This window comes from Tranquillimonas rosea (genome assembly GCF_900111315.1).
In the GTDB taxonomy this organism is placed as follows: Bacteria; Pseudomonadota; Alphaproteobacteria; order Rhodobacterales; family Rhodobacteraceae; genus Tranquillimonas; species Tranquillimonas rosea.
In genome coordinates this window covers 80,740-98,014 of sequence record NZ_FOGU01000009.1, presented here as the reverse complement: position 1 = coordinate 98,014, position 17,275 = coordinate 80,740, and the positions used below count along the sequence as shown (strand labels likewise).

17 protein-coding genes are annotated in these 17,275 nt (G+C 68.0%); 10 read left to right on the top strand and 7 right to left on the bottom strand.

The window, feature by feature from the left end; translation table 11 throughout:
- The first annotated feature begins 16 nt into the window (after positions 1-16).
- Together BMZ25_RS21075 and cobO are read left to right on the top strand one after the other, a co-directional pair.
- Positions 17-502, top strand: coding sequence for a GNAT family N-acetyltransferase (locus BMZ25_RS21075; RefSeq protein WP_408033443.1), 486 nt, complete (start codon positions 17-19; stop codon positions 500-502).
- Positions 499-1,107, top strand: a complete 609-nt coding sequence (gene cobO / locus BMZ25_RS15120) for a cob(I)yrinic acid a,c-diamide adenosyltransferase (RefSeq protein ID WP_092695082.1) — start codon at positions 499-501, stop codon at positions 1,105-1,107. Before BMZ25_RS21075 ends, cobO begins: the two co-directional genes overlap by 4 nt.
- On the opposite strand, the gene trhA is transcribed toward cobO, so the two are convergent.
- Both trhA and BMZ25_RS15110 read right to left on the bottom strand, forming a co-directional pair.
- Complete coding sequence (trhA, locus tag BMZ25_RS15115) at positions 1,104-1,802, bottom strand: PAQR family membrane homeostasis protein TrhA (RefSeq protein ID WP_092695081.1); 699 nt, start codon at positions 1,800-1,802, stop codon at positions 1,104-1,106. The genes cobO and trhA overlap by 4 nt on opposite strands.
- A 146-nt stretch (positions 1,803-1,948) precedes the next feature.
- Positions 1,949-2,989, bottom strand: coding sequence for an NAD(P)/FAD-dependent oxidoreductase (locus BMZ25_RS15110; RefSeq protein WP_092695079.1), 1,041 nt, complete (start codon positions 2,987-2,989; stop codon positions 1,949-1,951).
- 29 nt (positions 2,990-3,018) lie between these two features.
- On the opposite strand from BMZ25_RS15110, the gene mnmD reads away from it, so the two are divergent.
- Positions 3,019-3,699, top strand: a complete 681-nt coding sequence (mnmD, locus tag BMZ25_RS15105) for a tRNA (5-methylaminomethyl-2-thiouridine)(34)-methyltransferase MnmC2 (RefSeq protein WP_092695260.1) — start codon at positions 3,019-3,021, stop codon at positions 3,697-3,699.
- Between the two features lie 12 nt (positions 3,700-3,711).
- On the top strand, positions 3,712-4,578 hold the full coding sequence (locus tag BMZ25_RS15100; protein ID WP_092695077.1) for a DMT family transporter: 867 nt from the start codon (positions 3,712-3,714) through the stop codon (positions 4,576-4,578).
- A 3-nt stretch (positions 4,579-4,581) separates the two neighbouring features.
- On the opposite strand, the gene BMZ25_RS15095 is transcribed toward BMZ25_RS15100, so the two are convergent.
- A complete protein-coding gene (locus tag BMZ25_RS15095) occupies positions 4,582-6,576 on the bottom strand; it encodes a lytic transglycosylase domain-containing protein (protein WP_092695075.1) in 1,995 nt (664 codons plus the stop codon).
- Between the two features lie 114 nt (positions 6,577-6,690).
- Between BMZ25_RS15095 and dapA the strand changes: the two genes are divergently transcribed.
- From dapA to BMZ25_RS15070, 5 genes are all read left to right on the top strand, one after another.
- Positions 6,691-7,563 carry a 4-hydroxy-tetrahydrodipicolinate synthase gene (gene dapA, locus BMZ25_RS15090; protein WP_092695073.1) on the top strand — a complete coding sequence of 291 codons (873 nt, stop codon included), beginning with the start codon at positions 6,691-6,693 and terminating at the stop codon, positions 7,561-7,563.
- A gap of 64 nt (positions 7,564-7,627) precedes the next feature.
- The gene (gene smpB / locus BMZ25_RS15085) at positions 7,628-8,101 is read left to right on the top strand and encodes an SsrA-binding protein SmpB (RefSeq protein ID WP_092695071.1); all 474 of its coding nucleotides are present in this window, start codon (positions 7,628-7,630) and stop codon (positions 8,099-8,101) included.
- Positions 8,102-8,178: 77 nt separating this feature from the next.
- Positions 8,179-9,030 (top strand): 3-mercaptopyruvate sulfurtransferase, encoded by an 852-nt coding sequence (gene sseA, locus BMZ25_RS15080; protein ID WP_092695258.1) that lies wholly within the window; start codon positions 8,179-8,181, stop codon positions 9,028-9,030.
- A gap of 5 nt (positions 9,031-9,035) precedes the next feature.
- Complete coding sequence (locus tag BMZ25_RS15075) at positions 9,036-10,220, top strand: amino acid aminotransferase (RefSeq protein WP_092695069.1); 1,185 nt, start codon at positions 9,036-9,038, stop codon at positions 10,218-10,220.
- 135 nt (positions 10,221-10,355) lie between these two features.
- Positions 10,356-11,978 carry a BCCT family transporter gene (locus tag BMZ25_RS15070; RefSeq protein WP_092695067.1) on the top strand — a complete coding sequence of 541 codons (1,623 nt, stop codon included), beginning with the start codon at positions 10,356-10,358 and terminating at the stop codon, positions 11,976-11,978.
- Positions 11,979-12,043: 65 nt separating this feature from the next.
- On the opposite strand, the gene amt is transcribed toward BMZ25_RS15070, so the two are convergent.
- Both amt and BMZ25_RS15060 read right to left on the bottom strand, forming a co-directional pair.
- Entirely contained in the window at positions 12,044-13,384 is a 1,341-nt protein-coding gene (amt, locus tag BMZ25_RS15065; protein WP_092695256.1) for an ammonium transporter, read from the bottom strand.
- A 32-nt stretch (positions 13,385-13,416) separates the two neighbouring features.
- Positions 13,417-13,755 carry a P-II family nitrogen regulator gene (locus BMZ25_RS15060; protein WP_092695065.1) on the bottom strand — a complete coding sequence of 113 codons (339 nt, stop codon included), beginning with the start codon at positions 13,753-13,755 and terminating at the stop codon, positions 13,417-13,419.
- Positions 13,756-14,022: 267 nt separating this feature from the next.
- Here BMZ25_RS15060 and BMZ25_RS15055 point away from each other — a divergent pair, with 267 nt between their 5' ends.
- Positions 14,023-16,233 carry a transglycosylase domain-containing protein gene (locus BMZ25_RS15055; protein ID WP_092695063.1) on the top strand — a complete coding sequence of 737 codons (2,211 nt, stop codon included), beginning with the start codon at positions 14,023-14,025 and terminating at the stop codon, positions 16,231-16,233.
- A 21-nt stretch (positions 16,234-16,254) separates the two neighbouring features.
- Here BMZ25_RS15055 and BMZ25_RS15050 read toward each other — a convergent pair whose 3' ends face one another.
- Positions 16,255-16,668 (bottom strand): hypothetical protein, encoded by a 414-nt coding sequence (locus tag BMZ25_RS15050; protein ID WP_092695061.1) that lies wholly within the window; start codon positions 16,666-16,668, stop codon positions 16,255-16,257.
- Positions 16,668-17,273, bottom strand: coding sequence for an MlaC/ttg2D family ABC transporter substrate-binding protein (locus BMZ25_RS15045; RefSeq protein ID WP_092695059.1), 606 nt, complete (start codon positions 17,271-17,273; stop codon positions 16,668-16,670). The genes BMZ25_RS15050 and BMZ25_RS15045 overlap by 1 nt, the downstream gene beginning before the upstream one ends.
- Positions 17,274-17,275 lie beyond the last annotated feature (2 nt).

Below are 17,275 nucleotides of genomic sequence, written 5' to 3'. Positions count from 1 at the left end.
AGACCAGGGAGCCCGCGTGTCCGAACCGCACCCACGCCGCCTTTCCGCCGAGGACCCCGCCATACCCGGAGTCCTGCTGCTGTTGCGCACCGCGTTCGCCTACATGGAGGGGCGTATCGACCCGCCCTCGTCACTGACACGGTTGACCGGGGTGGGCGTCTCGCGGCACGCGGCGCAGGGCATGGTCTGGGTCGTCGAGGATGCCGGCCGCCCGGTCGCCTGCCTGTTCGGGATGCCGCAGCCCGAGGCGCTCTATCTCGGCAAGCTGGCCGTGGCCGCGCCCCATCGCGGATTGGGTCTGTCGCGCCGGCTGATCGACGCGGCGGCGGACGAGGCGCGGCGGCTGGGGCTGCCGGCGCTGGAGCTGGAGAGCCGCATCGAGCTGACCGAGACCCACGCCGCGCTGGCTGCGCTGGGATTTGCCAAGGTGGCCGAAACCGCGCACCAGGGCTTCGACCGCCCGACAAGCATCACCATGAGACGACCCGCGGAGTACCGATGACAGACGACACCGAGCGCCACGCCGCGAAGATGGCCAAGAAGAAGGCCGCCCGCGACAAGATCATGGCAACCAAGACCGACGAGAAGGGGCTGATCGCCGTCCATACCGGCAAGGGCAAGGGCAAGAGCACCGCCGCCTTCGGGATGATCTTTCGCTGCATCGCCCACGGCATGCCCTGTGCCGTGGTCCAGTTCATCAAGGGTGGCATGTCGACGGGCGAGCGCGACCTGATCCTCGAGCGGTTCCAGGACATCTGCCAGTTCCACACGATGGGCGAGGGCTTTACCTGGGAGACCCAGGACCGGTCGCGCGACACCGAGATGGCGCAGGCGGCCTGGGCGCGTGCCAAGGAGCTGATCCGGGATCCCGCGAACCGGATGGTGCTTCTGGATGAAGTGAACATCGCCCTGCGCTACGAGTATCTCGATATCGCCGAGGTCGTATCCTTTCTCGTCGAGGAGAAGCCGGAGATGACCCACGTTGTGCTGACCGGGCGCAACGCCCATCCCGACCTGATCGAGATCGCGGACCTCGTGACCGAGATGGAGCTGGTGAAGCATCCGTTCCGGTCCGGCGTGAAAGCGCAGATCGGCGTCGAGTTCTAGGGGGCGGTCAGCGCCATCGCCTCGAGCGCGGCTGCGTCCAGCGGCAGCATCCTGAGTTCGAGCAGGATCGCGGTGTAGATCAGCGCGCTCGCCGCCAAAACGAAGACGTGCCAGATGGTCGTGTGGAACGGCAGCGCCTCCCACAGGAAGAAGGCGACGCCGATCGTGTAAAGCGCCCCGGCGGTGACCAGCAGGGCCGTCGCGGCGGGCGAGAGCGCGCCGAGGACTTCGCCGCCCAGCACCGCGCCAGCCCAACCCATCCCGAGGTAGAGCCCCAGCCCGAGCCAGCGCAGCCGGTCGGGGGCCAGCACCTTGAGCGACGTGCCCCCGAGCGCCACGGTCCAGAGGCCGGCGAGAAAATGCGTCGCGGTGCCGCCGGACAGGGCGACGAAGGGCGTGTAGCTGCCGGCGATCTTGAGGTAGATCGCCGAATGGTCGAGGCGGCGCAGAACCCCGCTCCAGGCGCCCGGCCGCGCCATGTTGTAGAGCGCGGAACAGACGAGCATCGCTAGCAGGCATGCCCCGTAGATCGAGATGGCAGTGATCGTGGCCCAGTCGCCGCCCAGGGACACCGACATCACGATCAGGATGGGCACCGCGACCAGCACGACGGCGATGCCGGCGAGGTGCACGATGGCATCCGACCAGTATTCGGCGCGGCTGGGCGCGAGGCGTTGGGCGCGGGGCAGTTTCATGTGAAAAAGATAAACCCCTCGGGGCGCTTCACAAAGCGTTCCGCCCCGTCGCGCCGCGCAACGTGATGGTTCCCTTGCCGAAACTAGCGCTGGGGTGGTGCGGCATGCCTTTCGGCTCGCGCGTCGCGATAGCGCCGTCGGGGGCGCTATCGGAGCGAGGCCTCGACGCGGAAGTCGGCGGGGATGGAATCGCGGCCCTCCAGCAGCAGGTCGGCCAAGACCTCGGCCACCTTCGGGGCCATGCCGAAGCCGATCTTGAAGCCGCCGTTGGCGACGTAGTGGCCGGGGCGGCCGGGCCAGGGGCCGAGCATGGGTGCCCGGCTGCGGGCGCGCGGTCGGAGGCCGGCCCAGCGGCGCAGGACAGGCGCGGCGGCGAGATCGGGCGCCGCGGCGCGGGCGCGCGCCAGAACGTCGTCGAGCGCGGTATCGGTCGCCGCGGGGTCGGTGAAGTCGCGCTCGCTGGTCGACCCGATCGCGACGGTGCCGTCGGCGTGAGGCACGATGTGCAGGCCATCGGCGAAAAGCTGCGGGCGGTCGGGACAGGACAGCCCGAGCAGCGCCGCCTGCCCCTTGACCGCGACGCCGACATCCTGGCCGAGGGCCGCGGACAGGTCGCGCAGGCCCGTGGCACCTGTCGCCCAGACGACCCGGCCCTCGTCGCGCCCCTTGGTCGCGATTTCGCCCCCCGCTGCCGTGATCGCCGCCGCCAGGGCCGCGGTCGCCTGCGCCGGATGCAGGCGGGCGGTCAGCGTGTCGTGCACGGCGAGGCCAGTGGCCGAGGTGACGGTCCAGCCGGTGTCGTGCACCGGCACGACGCACCAGGTTGCCCGGCCCTGCCACAGATCGGCGGCCTGATCCGCACGGTCGCGCGCCAGATCGACGGCGCGCAGGTCGGCCAGCGGCTGCACCCGGCCCGACCGGGCATAGCCGGGGTCGCGGCCGCCAGTTTCAGCCACGCCCCGCCAGAACCCCTCGGCGGCGATCAGGCTGTCGAACTGGAAGGCCTTCTTGGGATTCCAGCGCTCGGGCGTATGCGGGGCGAGCGCGCCCACGATGCCGCCCGAGGCGCCGGCGCCGGGACCGTGGGGGTCGATCACCCGCACCGAGGCGCCGCGCGACAGGCAGGCCCACGCCACCGACAGGCCAAAGATCCCGGCGCCGCGCACTGTCACGTCCCGTGTTGCCATTCCGTCAGTCGCCCCCCATGGTCGCGGCCATGGGACTAGGGCAAATCGAGCGGGCTGGCCAGACGGCCGGGATAGAATGGCGTGACGGCGTTCCCGTCTCGACCCTGTTCGGGGACCCGTATTTCTCGCTGAGCGACGGCCTGGCCGAGACGCGGCATGTCTTTCTGGACGGAAACGACCTGCCGGGGCGGTTCCGGGACGGGTTTCACATCGCCGAGTTGGGCTTCGGGACGGGCCTGAACATCCTGGCCGCCGCCGCGCTCTGGGCCGACAGCGGGCAGTCCGGAACGCTGACCGTCACCTCGTTCGAGGCCTACCCGATGAGCGTGGACGACATGGCACGGGCGCATGCGGCGTTCGACCTGCCGCCGCTGGCCGCCGACCTACGGGCCGCCTGGGCCGGGGGGGCGCGGGACATCGCGCTCGGCCCCGTGCGGCTGCGGGTGATCGAGGGGAATGCGCGAGCGACCCTTCCAGCCTGGGACGGCGCGGCCGACGCCTGGTTCCTCGACGGTTTCGCACCGGCGCGAAACCCGGACCTGTGGGCGGCCGACCTGCTGGCCGAGGTCGGGCGGCACACGCGACCTGGCGGCACATGCGCGACCTACACCGCCGCCGGGCATGTCCGCCGCGCCCTGGCCGCGGCGGGGTTCGAGGTGACGCGAGCGCCGGGACACGGCCGCAAGCGCCACATGACCCGAGGCAGATGACAGGGCTGAGACATGCGCAACGACACGCGGCTGGGCATCATGCTGATGGTGCTGACCACCTTCATCTTTGCCGCGCAGGACGGGATCTCGCGCCATCTGGCCGGCGAATACAACACGCTGATGGTGGTGATGATCCGCTACTGGTTCTTCGCGGCCTTCGTGGTGACGGTGGCGTCGCGGCAGGCCGGGGGAGTGCGGGCCGCCGCCGCGACCGCGCAGCCCGTGGTGCAGGGGCTGCGGAGCCTGATCCTGGTGATCGAGGTCTGCGTGATGATCGTGGGCTTCGTCTATCTCGGGCTGGTGGCCAGTCATGCCGTCTTTGCCGCCTATCCGCTGCTGATCGCGGCGCTGTCCGGGCCTGTTCTGGGCGAATATGTCGGCTGGCGGCGCTGGACGGCGATCGCGGTGGGGTTCCTGGGGGTGCTGGTCGTGCTCCGCCCGGGGGTGGCGGTGTTCTCTCCGGCAGCGCTGATCCCGCTGGCCGCGGCGCTGATGTTCGCGCTCTACGGGCTGTTGAACCGCTTCGTCGCCCGAAAGGACGATGCGGCGACGACGTTCTTCTGGACGGGAACAGTCGGGGCCGTGGCGATCACGCCCGTGGGCCTGCTGACATGGGAGGCGATGAGCCTGCCGGATTGGGGCTGGATGGCGATACTCTGCGTGACGGGGGCGCTCGGCCACTACACCCTGATCAAGACCTACGAGGTCGCCGAGGCCGGCAGCGTGCAGCCCTTCGCCTATTTCCAGCTGGTCTTCGCGTCGACGATCGGGGTCGTGGTGTTCGGCGAGACGATCGAGGCGCCGGTCGCGATCGGCGCGGCGATCATCGTGGCCGCCGGGCTGTTCACGCTGTTCCGCAGCCGTGCGACAGCGCGCTGACGGTCAACGGCCCTTCAGTTCTTCGGTCAGGCGGATCGGCCCGGTCTCTCCGGTCAGGCGCGCGCGATAGACGGGGATCGATTCGGCCACCCGCATGACGTAGTTGCGCGTCTCCGAGAACGGGATCGCCTCGATCCAGTCGATCACGTCGATGGCGGGGCTGCGGGGATCGCCCCGCTCTTCCATCCAGCGCAGTGGCCGGCCCGGCCCGGCATTGTAGCCCGAGGAGACCAGCACGACGTTCTCGCCGAACCGCCGGATCAGTCCGGCGAGATAGGCGCTGCCGAGCGTCGCGTTGTAGGACGGGTCCGAAAACAGCCGCTGCCGCGAGTACGAGACGTTCAGCGCGCGGGCCACGTCCTGTGCCGTGCCCGGCATCAGCTGCATCAGTCCGCTGGCGCCGACGCCGCTGGCGACGCCGGGATCGAACTCGCTCTCCCGACGGGCGATGGACAGCGCGAGTTCACGCGACACAGGCAGGTCGGCCACGCCGAGCTCCACCACCGGGAAATAGGGACGCGGCAGGGTGAGACCCTGGCGCGCGGCCTCTTTCGCCACCAGCAGCGCGATATGCGGCTCCCCCAGCGACAGCGCGACATCGGTGAGGCTTCCAAGCTCGGTCTCGTCGAGGCTTTCGCCCAGATGCACCATGAAGCGCTCGGCCAGGTCGCGCTCGCCCGCAGCCTGAAGCAGCAGCGCGGCCTCGAGCACGGTGGACCCGGCGAAATCGCTTTCCTCGACCGGCGGATAGATCTGATCGCCCACCAGTTCGGGGTCGAGGGGGATGCCCGCCCGCTCGGCGGCAAGCAGACCGTAGAAGCTGGTCTGATACTCGGCCCCGAAGGCGTAGGCCTCGGCGGCGCCGTCGTCATCGCCCTGCGCTTCGAGCGCCCGGCCCAGCCAGTATCCCGCACGGCCCAGGCTGATCGGCGTCTCGACGGCCGAGCGGAAGCGGCGGAAATGGCGTTCGGCGGCCGCCGCGTCGTCGCGGAAGCGCAGCGCGACATAACCCGCCAGCCATTCCAGCGCCGCGAAGTCGGATCCGTCCCGGCTGAGCCAGTGGGTGCCGGCCAGGGCATAGGCGGTGTCGTGGGCCCCCTCGCGCATCTTTTCCCGCGCGAGGTCGAGCCGTGCCCCGGACCAGATGTCGGGCCGGCCGAGCGTCTCGGCGCTGACGCTGCGTTCCAGGATCAGCTGGATCGCCTCGTCGTCGCGCCCCTTGTCGATCCGCCACCGGAACCGTTCGTAGGCGAGGCCGGGATGCGTCTGCAGCCGGCCCGGCACCGCCTCGATCAGCGTGTCGACGTTGCCCGCCTCGGCCCGCAGCGCGCGGCGGGCCCGCGCCAGCGCACGCCAGCCGTCGTCGTCCAGCCGCTCGATCGCGCGCTCGGCCGCCGGCCAGTAACCGTTCCAGAGCGCCATGTCCGCGCGCTCTTCGTCGAACGCGTCCAGCATGTCGGGATAAAGGTTCAGCAGCGCCGCCTCGGCCGTGCGGCTGAGCGGCAGGCTGTGCCAGGCCAGCACCGCCTGCGCCTGCGCGTCACCGGTGCGGCCGGTGTCGATATAGGCCCGCACGAGCGCGACGGTGCCGTGGCCCGTGGCCGGCTGTTCGGGGCCGAAGAACTCGATCACGTCCTCGGACCGACCGGCCCAGGGTACGCCATCCTCGTTGACCCGGCGCAGATAGGGCAGCCCCGGCCAGTCGGGATAGCGGCGCAGGAAGGTCAGTGCCTCGTCGAAGTTTCCCTGGTTCGCGCGCAGCCGGTGCCATTCGACGATCGCGCGGCCGATCGGGCCCGCCTCGTCCCCGGCCCAGCCCGCGTCGAGCCACGCGCCACGCCGCACCTCGTCCATCGCCTCGGACAACGCGGTCGCCGGCGCCGCGCCGACCTCGGGCGCGGGCATGTTGGCGGCTGCCGCGACAGGCTGAAAAAGGCCCGTGGCCGCCGCGAAGATCAGAGTTCCGAAGATCCGCATGAGCGAAGCGTATCTCACCATTTTCACGGCACCATTCACAAACTTGGCAACGCTGGCCGGGGGCTATAGGGTCCGCCGCGCAAAGCAAGGGGCAGTTTGCCCGGACTGAAATCAAGACAAAAAGGACGACGCGTGATGTTCAAGGGCTCAATGCCGGCGCTGGTGACCCCATTCAAGGACGGCGAGCTGGACATCAAGACGCTCAAGAACCTTGTCGAGTGGCATATCGATCAGGGCAGCCACGGAATCGTGCCCGTCGGCACGACCGGCGAGTCGCCCACGCTCAGCCACGAAGAGCACGATCTGGTCGTCGAGGAAGTCGTCCGCGCCGTGAACGGCCGAGTCCCCGTCATCGCGGGCTCCGGCTCGAATTCCACGCGCGAGGGCATCCGCCTGATCCGCCACGCCGAAGAGGCGGGCGCCGATGGCGCGCTTGTGGTGACGCCGTATTACAACAAGCCAACGCAAGACGGTCTGATCGCGCATTACACGGCGATGCACGACGCCTGCAATCTGCCGATCATCATCTACAACATCCCGCCGCGTTCGGTCGTCGACATGACGCCGGACACGATGGGGGTGCTGGCCCGGCTGCCGCGAATCGTCGGCGTCAAGGACGCGACGGCCGACATCAGCCGCGTCAGCAAGCAGCGCCTCACCTGCGGCCCCGATTTCATCCAGCTCTCGGCCGAGGACGCGACCGCGCTCGGCTTCAACGCCCATGGCGGGGTCGGCTGCATCTCGGTCACCGCCAACGTGGCGCCGAAGCTGTGCTCGCAGCTGCAGGAGGCGACGCTGAACGGCGACTTCCGCAAGGCGCTCGAGATCCAGGACAAGCTGATGCCGCTGCACATGGCGGTGTTCACCGAGCCGGGCCTTGTCGGGGTGAAATATGCGATGTCGCTGCTGGGGTTGTGCACCGACGAGGTGCGCCTGCCGCTGACGCCGCTGTCGGACGGGACGCGAATTCTCGTCAAGGACGCGATGAAGCACGCCGGTCTGCTGTAATCCGGCACGACGCCCCGCCGCGCGTTTGCTTGAAGCGGCGGGGCGCTGCGTCTATCTGAGGCGGATGGCCAAGGACACGCAGAACAAGAACTACAAGGTGATCTCGGAGAACCGGCGCGCCCGGCACGACTACGCGATCCAGGACGACCTGGAATGCGGCATCGTGCTGACCGGTTCTGAGGTGAAGAGCCTGCGTCAGCGGTCGGCCAACATCGCCGAATCCTACGCCTCCGTCGAGAACGGCGAGCTTTGGCTGGTTAACAGCTATATCGCGCCCTACGAGCCCGCTATGTTCGGGCACGAGGACCGGCGCCGGCGCAAGCTTCTGGCCAACAAGAAGGAACTGGCGAAGCTGTGGAACGAGACGCAGCGCAAGGGCATGACGCTTGTCCCGCTGGTGCTGTACTTCAACCATCGCGGCACGGCCAAGGTGAAGATCGGCATTGCCAAGGGCAAACGGGCGCCCGACAAGCGCGCGACCGAAGCCAAGCGCGACTGGCAGCGGCAGAAGCGGCGGCTGCTGAAACAGGAGCACTGAACGGCGGCTCGGCGCTTGCCATGCCGCGGACCGGGCTTTAGGCAAGGTGTCTGAAGCAAAGGCGAGGAGATGCGATGCTGCCGGAGGATCCGACCACGCTGGTCTCGACCGATTGGCTGTCGCAGCACCTTAACGATCCCGATCTTCGGATCATCGACGGAAGCTGGTACCTGCCCGACGCCGGCCGTGATCCGCGCGTGGAATACGAGGCCGCGCACATTCCCGGCGCCCGCTTCGTCGATCTGGACGAACTGTCCGACAATCGCTCGGACCTGCCTCACATGGCCCCGCCCCCCGAGAAGTTCATGAGCCGCATGCGCGCGCTGGGGATCGGCGACGGTCACCAGGTCGTCATCTACGACGGTGCAGGCATGTTCTCGGCTGCGCGGTTCTGGTGGCTGTTCCGGCTGATGGGCAAGACGGACGTCGCGGTGCTGGACGGCGGATTGCCGAAATGGCGGGCCGAGGATCGCCCGGTCGAGGACCTGCCCCCGGTCGTGCGCGACCGCCACATGACCGCCGTGCGTCAGAATCACCTCGTCCGCGACGTCACCCAGGTCGCCGCCGCGGCCAAGCTGGGCGAGCCGCAGATCGTCGACGCCCGCTCGCCCGCCCGCTTCCGCGGCGACGAGCCCGAGCCGCGCCCCGGCATGCGGGCCGGACACATCCCCGGCTCGGCCAACCTGCACTACGCCGTCCTTCTGAACGGGGACGGCACGATGAAATCCCCCGACGACCTGCGCGCCGCGTTCAAGACGGCCGGCATCGACCTTGAACGGCCGGTCGTCACGACCTGTGGCTCGGGCGTCACGGCCGCGATCCTGAGCCTCGCGCTGGAACGTCTCGGCCACCGCGACCACGCGCTCTACGACGGGTCCTGGTCCGAGTGGGGCATGTATTCCGACCTCGAGGTCGCTACCGGAGACTGATCATCATGCTGAACGACCTGCCAGAACAGGCGCCCGACAAGATCCTCATGCTGATGCAGATGTATCGCGAGGATCCGCGCGAGCAGAAGATCGACCTGGGCGTTGGCGTCTATCGCGATGCCGAGGGAAAGACGCCGGTGATGCGCGCGGTGAAGGCGGCAGAAGAGCGCATCTGGAAGACGCAGGAGACCAAGGCCTATACCGGGCTGGCCGGCGATCCGGCCTATGCCGCCGCGCTGTCGCGGATGATCCTGGGCGAGGCCCATGACGAGGGCCGCATCGCCGCGGTCGCGACGCCGGGCGGCACCGGCGCGATCCGGCAGGCGTTCGAGATGATCGGCCGCGCGTCGCCCGAGGCGACGATCTGGCTGTCGGCGCCCACCTGGCCGAACCATCCCTCGATCCTCAAGCACCTGGGCCGGCCGATGGCCGAGTACCGCTATTTCGACGCCAAGACCGGGCTGGTCGATTTCGACGGCATGATGGCCGACCTCGCCGGCATCAAGGAAGGCGATGTCGTCCTGCTGCACGGCTGCTGCCACAACCCGACCGGCGCGAACCTGTCGCTGGAGCAATGGCAGCAGGTGGCCGACCACCTGAAGGCCAAGGGCGCGCTGGCGATGATCGACATCGCCTACCAGGGCTTCGGCGACGGGCTCGACGCGGATGCCGCCGGGACGCGGCTGATTGTCAAAACACTGCCCGAGGTGCTGGTCGCGGCGAGCTGCTCGAAGAACTTCGGCATCTATCGCGAGCGGACCGGTCTTCTGATGGCGATCGGCGAGGGCCCGGACGCCAAGAAGAAGGCGCAGGGCACGCTGAACTACCTCAACCGCCAGAACTTCTCGTTCCCGCCGGACCACGGCGCGCGAATCGTCACGACGATCCTTGACGACGAGGCGTTGAAGGCGGACTGGATGGCCGAGCTCGAGGACGTGCGCAACGGCATGCTCGCGCTGCGGCAGCAGCTGGCCGACGAGCTGCGCCAGCGGTCGAACTCGGACCGGTTCGACTTCATCGCGCGTCACCGGGGCATGTTCTCGCGCCTCGGCGCCACGCCCGAGCAGGTCGATCACATGCGCGACGAGAACGGCATCTACATGGTGGGCGACAGCCGCATCAACATTGCCGGGCTCAACGCGAACACGGTGCCGATCCTCGCGCAGGCGCTGGTGGACGCCGGAGTCTGATTCCGCCTCACACTGCCGAACGAATGGGCCCGCGCAGGACGACCTGCGCGGGATTGTCGCGTTTTTGTCGTGTTTCGCCTCGCCGCGTTCTCTCGCCCGGCTAGGTGACATCGGGTCACCGCAAGGAGATCCGAAATGGAGAAGCTCGCTAAGCGCCTCGGCCTCAGGACAGATCCCACCATCTTCTTCGTCTCGGCGGGGTTCATGGTTGTCTTTGTCATCGCACTGGTCGTGGCCCCCGGCCCGATCGGCGACGCCTTCGCCGCCGGCCGCGCCTGGATCACCGCCAAGCTGGGATGGTTCTTCATCCTGGGCGTGAGCGGCTGGTTCCTGTTCCTGCTGTGGGCGGCAATGTCGTCCCACGGCAACATCCGACTTGGCGGCCAGGACGCCAAACCCGACTTTTCGAACATTTCATGGTTCACCATGCTGTTCGCCGGCGGCATCGGCACCGTGCTGATGTTCTGGGGTGTGGCGGAACCGATTTCTCACTTTTCCGATCCGCCGTTCGACACGGTGGAACCCTACTCCGTGGCCGCGGCCGAGGACGGCATCGGCATCGCAGTCTATCACCTCGGATTGCACACCTGGACGATCTTCGCGCTGCCGGGGCTCGCCTTTGCCTATTTCATCTATCGCTACGACCTGCCGGTCCGGGTGTCTTCGGTGTTCTACCCGATGCTGGGCGAAGGCATCCACGGCCCCATCGGCAAGACGATCGACATCTTTGCAGTGCTCGGGACGCTCTTCGGTGTCGCCGTGTCTCTCGGGCTCGGGTCGTCGCAAATTGCGGCGGGCCTCGACGAGTTGTTGGGCACGGGCACGGGCGTCCTTGTCCAGGTCTGCATCCTCGCCGTCCTCACAGCGGTCGCCGTGGGGTCTATCGTGGCCGGGCTCGACAGCGGCGTTAAGCTCTTGTCGAACATCAATATCGGCTTGGCGGTACTGCTGATGATCTTCGTGCTGATCTTCGGCTCGACGCTGTTCCTGCTGCGCGGGATCGTGCAGACGGCCGGCATCTATGCCGAGATGCTGCCGCAGATGGCCTTCTGGAACGACCTGCTCGCTGACTACAAGGGCAGCGGCGATGACGGCTGGGGCTGGCAAGCGGACTGGACGGTGTTCTACTGGACCTGGACGGTGACGTGGTCGCCCTTCATCGGCCTGTTCGTGGCGCGGATCTCGCGCGGGCGCACGATCCGGGAATTCGTGCTTGGTGTCCTGTTCGCACCCAGCATGTTCACGTTGGTCTGGTTCGCCATCTTCGGCTGGTCCGCGATGGAGATCGACGGCATCGGAGCCGAGGCCCGCAACGCGCTTGGCGACCAGGCGGGACAGATCTCGGAGGCGGTGTCGAACAGCATTCCGCTCGCGATGTTCGCCTTCTTCGAGAACTTCCCGATGACCACCTTCGTGCAGGGCTTTGCGGTGGTGATCGTGGCGATCTTCTTCGCCACCTCGTCCGACTCGGCGTCACTGGTGGTGGACATGCTGTGCACCGGCAACGCCGAGCCGGGCCCTACACGTCAGCGGGTCTTCTGGGGGGTGGCCGAAGGGCTTGTGGCGGCGATGCTGATCGTGCTGGCGGGCGACGCCGGCCTGACGGCGCTGCAGCAGGTCATCACCGTCATCGGCTTGCCGATCTTCATCCTCGTCTGCGGCATGGCGGTGTCCCTGGCGATGGGCTTCAACTCCGAGACGGTCGACAAGGTCACGGTCGCCGATGCCCCGGATGTCGAGGAACTGACGCGCGACTGAACGAAAAAGGGCCCGGGCGCGCGATCCGCGCCCGGGCCCCTCAGGCTGACACTAGGGAGGAGACGTCAGCCTTTGGTGAAGTCCGGATAGGCCTCCATGCCAAGCTCGGTCACGTCGAGCCCCGCGACTTCGGCCTCTTCGCTCACCCGCAGGCCCATCAGGCCCTTCAGGATGATCCAGACGACCAGGCTCACCACGAAGACGAACACACCGATGGCGAGGAAGCCGATGATCTGCGTCACGAAGCTCGTGCCCGAGGTATAGACCGGGACGACCAGCGTACCCCAGAAGCCGGCGATCAGGTGGACCGGAATGGCACCGACGACGTCGTCGATCTTCATCTTGTCCAGCATCGGCACGGTCAGCACCACGATCACGCCACCGACGGCACCGATCCAGAGCGCACCGAACAGGGTCGGGTCGAGCGGACCGGCGGTGATCGACACCAGGCCGGCCAGCGCACCGTTCAGGACCATGGTGAGGTCGACCTTGCCGTACATGACCTGCGTCAGGATCAGCGCAGCGACGGCACCGGCGGCGGCGGCCATGTTGGTGTTGGCGAAGATGCGGCTCACGTCGGTGATGTCACCGACGGTGCCCGCGGCCAGCTGCGACCCGCCGTTGAAGCCGAACCAGCCGATCCACAGGATGAAGGTACCCAGCGTGGCGAGGGCCAGGTTCGAGCCGGGGAAGGGATGCACCTTGCCGTCGGGAAGGAACTTGCCCATCCGCGGCCCGAGGACGATCGCACCCGCCAGCGCGGCAAAGCCACCCGCCGCGTGCACCAGGGTCGAACCGGCGAAGTCGGAGAAGCCCATCTCGGACAGCCAACCGCCGCCCCACTGCCAGGACGCTTCGATCGGATAGATGAAGCCCGTCAGGATCACGACGAAGATCAGGAACGGCCACAGCTTGATCCGCTCGGCCAGGGTGCCCGACACGATCGAGGCGGTGGTGGCGCAGAACATCAGCTGGAAGAAGAAGTCCGAGCCGACCGACGCATAGTCGAGCGCGGCGTCTCCGGCACCCAGGCCGACAGGTTCGAGCACGGTGGGCGCGATCAGGATGCCGAGATAGCCGGGGATGATCCAGCCGTCGCCGGGATACATCAGGTTGAACCCGACGAACCAGTACATGATCGACGCGATCGAGAAGAGGGCGATGTTCTTGGTCAGCTGGGTCGTCACGTTCTTTGAGCGGACGAGGCCTGCCTCGAGCATGGCGAAACCGGCAGCCATCCAGAAGACGAGGAAGCCGCCCACCAGGAACAGCAGCGTCGTCATGATGTAGGGGCCGATCTCGTCGAAGCCCGGCGCCGCTGCGGCGCCCTCGGCGGCCTCCTGCGCCAGGGCCCCGGTCGGCAGAGCCGCCAGGGCGAGGAGTGGGAGGTACTTCATTGGTTTCATCGTCATCATTTCCTTTTGGCGGGAGGCTCTGATCAGATCGCGTCTTCGTTCGTCTCGCCGGTGCGCACGCGGGTGGCGCTTTCGACGTCGAGGACGAAGATCTTGCCGTCGCCGATTTTCTCGGTCTTCGCGGTGGTAGCGATCGTCGAGACGACCTGGTCGGCCATCGAGGCGGACACGACGATCTCGAGCTTGACCTTCGGAACGAAATTCACAGCGTATTCGGCGCCGCGATAGATTTCGGTGTGACCGGATTGGGAGCCGAACCCCTTGATCTCCGTCACCATCATGCCGCGCACGCCGATGGAGGTCAGAGCTTCTCGAACCTCCTCCAGCTTGAACGGCTTGATCGCTGCAATGATGAGTTTCACGTCTATCCCCTTCCATTGCCCGGAGGGCTGCCACCCCCCGCGGTTTTCTCACGCCCGCAGAAAGCCGAGACTCGGGCCCGTCTCACAAGGCGCGAGGGCGCTGCCGGCGCCATCGAAGCGGGCATCAATGCACATTTTTTGCACAAACTGGGCGGGATGCTTATTTTTTAGCCGCTCAATTAACCGTGCGGCTCGCGCCCGGCCGCCCTGACATTTGCAGGAACGTTCTGTATTCTCCGCCCCGAGCAGTCAGCATAAGGAAGCGGCATGAACCGTTCCGGCCGAGGCAAGCCGCCCCTCACCGCGCCCAAGCGCCAGAAGAAGGCGCCGGCGAAACAGGCGCCGCAGCACAGCAGAAAGAGAACCCGCAAGTCGGCCCCCCGCCGTCGGCGCGGGCCGATCGGTCTGTTGCTGGCCCCGTTCCGCTGGATCGCGTCGCTCGCCTGGCGCCTGGCATGGCGCGGCGCCGTCGTCGTGGCGCTGATCATCGGCGTGGCGGTGTTCTATGTCTACACGACCCTGCCGCCCGTCAGCTCGATGCTGGACGGACGCTCACGCGGGTCCGTCACCTTCCTCGACCGCGACGGCGAGGTATTCGCCTGGCGCGGCGAGCAGTTCGGCGGCCAGATCACGGCCGAGACCGTCTCTCCGCACCTGCGCAACGCCGTCGTCGCCACCGAGGACCGCCGATTCTACATGCATCCCGGCGTCGATCCCGTCGGTATCGCCAGCGCGATCCGCATCAACCTGCGCGAAGGGCGCGGCCCCCTGTCGGGGCACGGCGGCTCGACCATCACGCAGCAGACGGCCAAGCTTCTTTGCCTCGGGCGCCCCTACGAAAAAGAGGAATGGGAGAGCGAGGCCGCCTACGAGGCCGATTGCCGCGAGACGTCGCTCTGGCGCAAGGCCAAGGAAGCGATCTACGCGATGGCGATGGAGGCGAAGTACTCCAAGAACGAGATTCTGACGATCTACCTCAACCGCGCGTATCTGGGCGCGGGCGCCCGTGGCTTCGAGGCGGCGGCGCAGCGCTATTTCGGCACCTCGGCCAGCGATCTGCGGCCGGCCGAGGCGGCGATGCTGGCGGGGCTTCTGAAGGCGCCGACGCGGTATGCACCGACGAACAACATGTCGCTCAGCCGCGACCGGGCGGCGGTGATCGTCAACCTCATGGAAGGCCAGGACTATCTCACCGAGGCCGAGGCCGAGACCGCGCTGGCCCAACCCGCCGAACTGAGCCCGGCGGCGGCGGCCCGTGCCGGCGGCTACTTTGCCGACTGGGTGATGGAACAGGGCCCCAACTTCCTGACCAGCGACACCACCGAGGACGTGACGATCCGCACGACCTTCGATCCGGGCATCCAGAAGTCCGCGGAAGACGCGCTGCGCCATGTGTTCGACACGAAGGTTCGCGAAGGCTCGGACGCGCAGGCGGCGATCGTCGTGATGTCGGCCGACGGGGCCGTGCGCGCGATGGTCGGCGGGCGTCAGTTCACGGGCGTGGCCGGGCAGTTCAACCGTGCTGTCATGGCGAAGCGCCAGACAGGCTCGGCGTTCAAGCCCTTCGTCTATGCCACCGCGCTGGAACTTGGCTTCAACGCCAACTCGACGGTCGAGGACTCGCCGCTGACGCTCAACGTGCCCGGCTCGGGCACGTGGTCGCCCAAGAACTACACCCGCAACTACCGTGGCACGATCACCCTGACCGAAGCGCTGACCCACTCGGTCAACACCGCCGCCGTGCGGGTGAGCGAGGCCGTGGGCCGCGACAATGTCCGCAAGGTCGCGGCGGATTTCGGCATCCAGAGCGATCTCGACTCGGGCCCCGCCATCGCGCTCGGCACCTCCGAATCGACGCTGATCGAGATGACGGGCGCCTATGCCGGCATCCTCAACGGCGGCTCGTCGGTCGAGCCCTACGGCATGATCGAGCTTCGGCTGGCGGGCGACCGCACGGCGCTGATCGGTCAGGAGGGCGGCATGGGAGAGCGCGTGATCTCGCAGAACGCCGCGCAGCAGCTCGTCTACATGATGAACCAGGTTGTCGAGCGCGGCACCGGACAGCGCGCCAAGCTGGAGGGACGGCAGGCCGCCGGCAAGACCGGCACCACCCAGGCGGCCCGTGACGCGTGGTTCCTGGGCTTCACCGCCGACTACGTCGCTGGCATCTGGATGGGCTACGACGACAACACGCCGCTGACCGGCGTCACCGGCGGCGGACTGCCGGCCGAGATCTGGCACGAGACGATGTTGCGGGTGCACGAGAACCTGCCCGCCTCGCCGCTGCCGATGGCCCGCCCGCCCGAAGCGCCGGCGCAGGTCGCGGATTCCCGCGGGGCGACCGCGGATTCGCGCAATGCCGCCGGTCAGGGTCAGGCCGCGCAGCGCCAGCAGCCCCGTCAGGCCCAGCCGCAGGGCGGGCAGAGCCTGGGTGAGCGCGTGGTACGCGAGCTGTTCGGATTGTTCGGAGGAAACTGACGGCAGGCCAAGGGGCCGTCGTCACTCTTCCTCGATGATGCCGATATCCTCGGCGCGGGTCACGGTGCCCTGCGCCGGGGCGCTTTCGCAGGCGTCGTACTTGAAGGCATAGCCGTCCCAGACCATGATCAGCCCGCCCTCGGGCGCGCGCATCAGCATCGCCCGGTCGGTCCAGCTGTCGTCGCCGCTTTCGCACTGCATGTCATAGAGCACCGCCTCCATGTCGCGCACGTTGACGGGCCGCGTCATGTCGCAGCGGGCCTCGACGCCGGTAAAGACGTTGTCCTCGACCGTGACGACCTCGCCCTCTCCAGCCGCGCCGTTGCAATCCTCGGTCGGGCCGGGACGGTAGCGTCCGTCGAAATCGGTCAACTCCTGCGCCGCCGCCGGTAGGGCGACCAGCGCCGTCACCGCTATCGCCGCCGCCCTGCGCATCAGCCGGCCCGGCGCAGGTCGGCGGTCAGGGCCGCGATGTCGCCGCGGTTGCGGTCCAGCATGGCGCCGATCTCGGTCCGCTCGGATTTCAGCAGGCTCACCCCCTCGACCAGCATGTCGAAGAAGCGGGGGCTGCCCGACCGGTCCGAGACCAGGAAGGTCACGTCGAACGGCGCCTCGCCCCGCAGGTCCGCGGACGAGCGCACCTCGTAGAAGCTCTTGACCGGGCGTGCCGACTGCACGGTGATCTTGCCGCCCACGAACTCGCGGAAACGGGCGCCGTATTTCCGAGCGATATAGCCCTGGAACGCCTCGGTGAAGGCGCTCATCTGCGCGGCCGAGGCGCTGCGCGCCGGCGGGCCCAGCGTGCTGCGTGCGATGGTGGGCACGTCGGCGTAGCGGACGAAGATGCGCTCGAACTGGTCGTACATGGCCGACTCGGAGCGGCCGGAATTGATGACGCCGTTGATCTCGTTCACGAGGTTGCCGACCAGCGTCGCCGCCTGCTGCGTGCTCAGGGCCCGGGCCGCCGCCGGGATCATGGGCGCCAGTCCAAGGGCGGCCAGGCCGGTGATGAAGGCGCGGCGCGTCAGCGGTCGGGTCATCG

Bases quoted from the DNA above. Each gene is read 5' to 3' on its own strand.
- cobO (WP_092695082.1), top strand. From the start codon at position 499: ATGACAGACGACACCGAGCGCCACGCCGCGAAGATGGCCAAGAAGAAG.
- trhA (WP_092695081.1), bottom strand. From the start codon at position 1,802: ATGAAACTGCCCCGCGCCCAACGCCTCGCGCCCAGCCGCGCCGAATAC.
- BMZ25_RS15110 (WP_092695079.1), bottom strand. From the start codon at position 2,989: ATGGCAACACGGGACGTGACAGTGCGCGGCGCCGGGATCTTTGGCCTG.
- mnmD (WP_092695260.1), top strand. From the start codon at position 3,019: ATGGGACTAGGGCAAATCGAGCGGGCTGGCCAGACGGCCGGGATAGAA.
- BMZ25_RS15100 (WP_092695077.1), top strand. From the start codon at position 3,712: ATGCGCAACGACACGCGGCTGGGCATCATGCTGATGGTGCTGACCACC.
- BMZ25_RS15095 (WP_092695075.1), bottom strand. From the start codon at position 6,576: ATGGTGAGATACGCTTCGCTCATGCGGATCTTCGGAACTCTGATCTTC.
- dapA (WP_092695073.1), top strand. From the start codon at position 6,691: ATGTTCAAGGGCTCAATGCCGGCGCTGGTGACCCCATTCAAGGACGGC.
- smpB (WP_092695071.1), top strand. From the start codon at position 7,628: ATGGCCAAGGACACGCAGAACAAGAACTACAAGGTGATCTCGGAGAAC.
- BMZ25_RS15075 (WP_092695069.1), top strand. From the start codon at position 9,036: ATGCTGAACGACCTGCCAGAACAGGCGCCCGACAAGATCCTCATGCTG.
- BMZ25_RS15070 (WP_092695067.1), top strand. From the start codon at position 10,356: ATGGAGAAGCTCGCTAAGCGCCTCGGCCTCAGGACAGATCCCACCATC.
- amt (WP_092695256.1), bottom strand. From the start codon at position 13,384: ATGAAACCAATGAAGTACCTCCCACTCCTCGCCCTGGCGGCTCTGCCG.
- BMZ25_RS15055 (WP_092695063.1), top strand. From the start codon at position 14,023: ATGAACCGTTCCGGCCGAGGCAAGCCGCCCCTCACCGCGCCCAAGCGC.
- BMZ25_RS15050 (WP_092695061.1), bottom strand. From the start codon at position 16,668: ATGCGCAGGGCGGCGGCGATAGCGGTGACGGCGCTGGTCGCCCTACCG.
- BMZ25_RS15045 (WP_092695059.1), bottom strand. From the start codon at position 17,273: ATGACCCGACCGCTGACGCGCCGCGCCTTCATCACCGGCCTGGCCGCC.